The sequence below is a fragment of the Mycobacterium sp. genome, assembly GCF_032162605.1.
GTDB lineage: Bacteria > Actinomycetota > Actinomycetes > Mycobacteriales > Mycobacteriaceae > Mycobacterium.
Window position 1 is genome coordinate 1 of record NZ_JAVROT010000413.1, and the last position, 3,476, is coordinate 3,476.

Sequence of the window (3,476 nt, forward strand, 5' to 3'; positions counted from 1 at the left end):
GGTTTCGCCCCCGGTCAAAACTTCCTGCGCTGGCGACTATTGGATCCCACCGCTCGCGAGCTGTACGTGGATTGGGATGAGGCGGCGGATGTCGCGGTGAGTGGGCTGCGTGAAGCGGCCGGGAGCGATCCCGACGATCCGCGGTTGCGGTCGTTGATCGACGAATTGTCGACCGCCTGTGAGCGTTTCCGAGAACTGTGGGAGCGTGCCGACGTGGGCTACAGAGTGGGCGTCATCCACATGCGCCACCCGAAGGTCGGTGATCTGTACCTGCATCGGAACAGATTCAACATTCCGCACTCCGGCGGCCAGCATATGCTGACTTATCGCGCGAAACCCGGCAGTCAGTCCGCCACGGCGCTCGAGGAACTGCGAACGCTGTCAGACAAACCATGACCACGACGTGGGGTGGCTGAACCTGTTCCTGCCACTACCAGGATCAGTGGGGCCGGGTTGCCGACTCGTAAGCGGGAATTCCCGACAGATGCCGCGCGTCCTTAGCTCCGCAAGGATCAGTAATCGAGCGCGAAGGGACACCTCGTGCGCACGCTCACACATTCGCAGACAATGACCATCGACGGGCCGCCGATCCGCTTCTCCGGAGGCGGGACAGGTTCCCGGCATGCCCTGTCTCTGACTGGTGGGTCCGCGACGCGCCTCCAACTGCGCACGAAAATCACTGTAGAGAGGAACATTTCATGTCAACAATCCATTTTCGTCAGACGACCACCTCGACTCCCGAGCAGTTCGTCGCCGGGCTCACAGACTTCGGGCCGGGCCGCTCGAAGGTCTTTGCAAAGAGCGCTGATTCGTACCTCAGGGTGCATCACCTTGGCCTCCATGACGCCGATGTCACCGAGGGCTCGGGTGGCGTCTGGGAGCGCCTGCAGTATGACTGGTCCGATCCCAACCGCGTCGTGGCCAGGACAATCGACTCCAACGTGTTCGGCGGCGCGTCGGGCTACAGGTACGCCATGACGCGCCAGCCCAACGGAACGACCGAGGTAGATGTCGTCATAGTTCGCGAGGGCAAGAACATCAGGGGACTTGTTCTCTCGGGCTTGCTCGCAACAGTCGCCAAGGGATCCTTACGAAAGGCATTCGTCAACAGCGTCAGGGCTATCGAGGCCCGCAGCGACGCGAACGCAGCGGACCGCTTGTAGCGGCGGTCCATTCGTCGAGAAAGGCAACCGACATGACCGACACCAACGAGTTGTTCCTGATCACCGGCGCCACCGGCAACACCGGGGCGCACACCGTACGCGTATTGCGCGAGCGTGGTCTTCGCGTCCGCGCGCTCGTGCACACCCTTGATGAGCGTGCGGCCCGGTTACGTGAACTGGGCGCCGAAGTCGTGCAAGGCGACCTGCTCGACTTTCCCGCGGTCAGCGCCGCGACGGTCGGGGTGAGTGCGGCCTACTTCAACTACCCCGTCGCCCCAGGTTTGGTGGAGGCCACCGCGAACTTCGTGCAGGCGGCCAGCGAAGCCGGCGTGCACTCGGTGGTCAATATGTCGCAGATCTCGGCGCGTCGGGAAGCCAAGAGCAACGCCGCGCGCCACCATTGGCTCGCCGAGCGATTGCTGGACCGCAGCGCGCTGATCACCACCCATCTGAGGCCCACCTTCTTTACGTTCTTTCTGAACATGTTCTGGATCCGCGACAACGGCGAAGGGATCTATCGGCTGCCCTTCGCCGATGCCCGACACGCCCCGATCGACGCCGCCGATCAAGCCCATGTCATCGCCGCCATCCTTCAAAACCCCGACCCGCACGACCGCCAGATCTACCCGCTGTTCGGCGCCGACGAACTCAACTGGCATGAAATCGCCGCGAAAGTCCAACACACCCTGGGTATTCCGGTGCGCTACGAGCCCATCGACATTCCTACATTTGCCACTGGCCTGACCGCCGCAGGCGCCTCGGCGCATTTCGTGCAGCACATCAGCAACGTGGCACAGGACTACCGAGATGGCGTCTTCGCCGGGGTTAACAACCTCGTCGAGGTCATCGGCGGAGTCAAACCCATCACCGTGGAGGACTACGTCGCGGCCACCCGCTCCCGGTTCGACACCACCGGAAGCCCCCGTCGGTGAGTGCGAAGCGACTACGCGCCGCCGACCAGCTTCGCGGGGATGACGCGGGCAGACAACACATTGCTGAGGGACTGCCACGCTCCTGATTCAGTCATCTCCGCCCTGTGCCGGGCCTCTCGGCGCCAGCCCGCCGCCGGTGGGACGGATCAACTGAAAGGCAACCCAATGGGGGTCAGTGACGAGGTGCCGCTGTTACGGAACGTCGGTGGTATTTGCCGGAACTGTGAGCGCCCTTCTGTCCGCAGGGTGGTGCGGACGGGCCGTATTGGACCTGCCGATCCCAACCATTGACGGTGATAGGCCGTAATCGTTTTCGAACTCCGTTGCGGCGATGACGACGGCGCCCAGATCGTCTGATTGCGGTGTTCGAGTGCTGCCGTCGGCCGAAATCAACGATCACGCAGCGGAATGGTCGCAGTTAGTGACGTGCCGTTCTCGACGGTGCTCGACAGTGTCAGCTGGCCGCTGAGTGCTTCCACGCGGTCTTTGAGGCCGAGGAGTCCGGACCCTTTGTCGAAGTCGGCTCCTCCGATGCCGTCGTCACGAACCAGCAGGTGCAGGTTTTCGTCGTCGGCGTTCGCCATTACGGCGAGCTGGGAGGGTTATGCGTGTTTCGCGGCGTTGGTGAACGCCTCGGCCACCACGTAGTAGGCGGCGACCTCGACCACTTCCGGCAATCGTCTCTGGACTGCCACGTCAAGGGTGACCCGGGATCGTCGAGCGGCGAGCCAACGACTTCAGCGCCGGACCCAATCCGCCTGTTGACACGATCGCCGGGTGCATCCCGTGGGAGATCTCCCGCAGTTCCTCACATAGCTCGGTAAGGCCCGATCCGATTCGGGAAAGCAGCTCTCGCAGCGCGCCGAGCTCGCTGGGGACCAAGTCTTCGGCTGTGCGCAGCAGCAACCCCAGCGAAACCGCGCGCTGCTGAGCACCGTCGTGCAGGTCTCTTTCCAGGCGCCGCCGTGTCTCGTCGGCGGCCGCGACGATGCGCCTGCGCGACTCGATGAGCGCGGCTCGGCCGGTCGCGGCGGCGATCGCGGTGGCAACCAGATCGGCGAACTCGCCGACGCGCTCCTCGGTATCTGGAGGTAACGGCTCCGGTCGCCTCGAGCCGACGACGGCCAGTCCCCACACCATGTCGTCGACGATGATGGGCGCGCCAACCCGCGAGCGAATCCCGAGGTCACGCATGCGTGCCGCGATGGAACCTTGGGCACGTTCGTAGCTGTCCATCCGGGCCGGCCGGCCGGTACGCCAAACCTTCCCCGACACATTGTCGCCCTCGCACGGGAGACTCTCACCGACCGGAACGTCTGGCACACCCGATTCGGCAAAGGACCCGACGGCGACGATCCCGGCGCCATCTTCTCGGTAGCGG

Annotated in this window: 5 protein-coding genes; 3 read left to right on the top strand and 2 right to left on the bottom strand. The window is 64.0% G+C overall.

The window, feature by feature from the left end:
* From QOI01_RS23460 to QOI01_RS23470, 3 genes are all read left to right on the top strand, one after another.
* The coding region (locus tag QOI01_RS23460; RefSeq protein WP_526385205.1) for an MmyB family transcriptional regulator at nt 1-396 on the top strand (396 nt) is incomplete at its 5' end.
* Between the two features lie 302 nt (nt 397-698).
* Complete coding sequence (locus tag QOI01_RS23465; RefSeq protein WP_526385207.1) at nt 699-1,163, top strand: hypothetical protein; 465 nt, start codon at nt 699-701, stop codon at nt 1,161-1,163.
* Nucleotides 1,164-1,195: 32 nt separating this feature from the next.
* Complete coding sequence (locus tag QOI01_RS23470; RefSeq protein WP_526385209.1) at nt 1,196-2,095, top strand: NmrA family NAD(P)-binding protein; 900 nt, start codon at nt 1,196-1,198, stop codon at nt 2,093-2,095.
* Nucleotides 2,096-2,484: 389 nt separating this feature from the next.
* On the opposite strand, the gene QOI01_RS23475 is transcribed toward QOI01_RS23470, so the two are convergent.
* Nucleotides 2,485-2,679: a hypothetical protein gene (locus QOI01_RS23475; protein WP_526385211.1), complete on the bottom strand. Its 195-nt coding sequence runs from the start codon at nt 2,677-2,679 to the stop codon at nt 2,485-2,487.
* Nucleotides 2,680-2,791: 112 nt separating this feature from the next.
* Nucleotides 2,792-3,476 (bottom strand): GAF domain-containing sensor histidine kinase (locus tag QOI01_RS23480; RefSeq protein WP_526385213.1); only part of this gene is annotated, 685 nt, incomplete at its 5' end.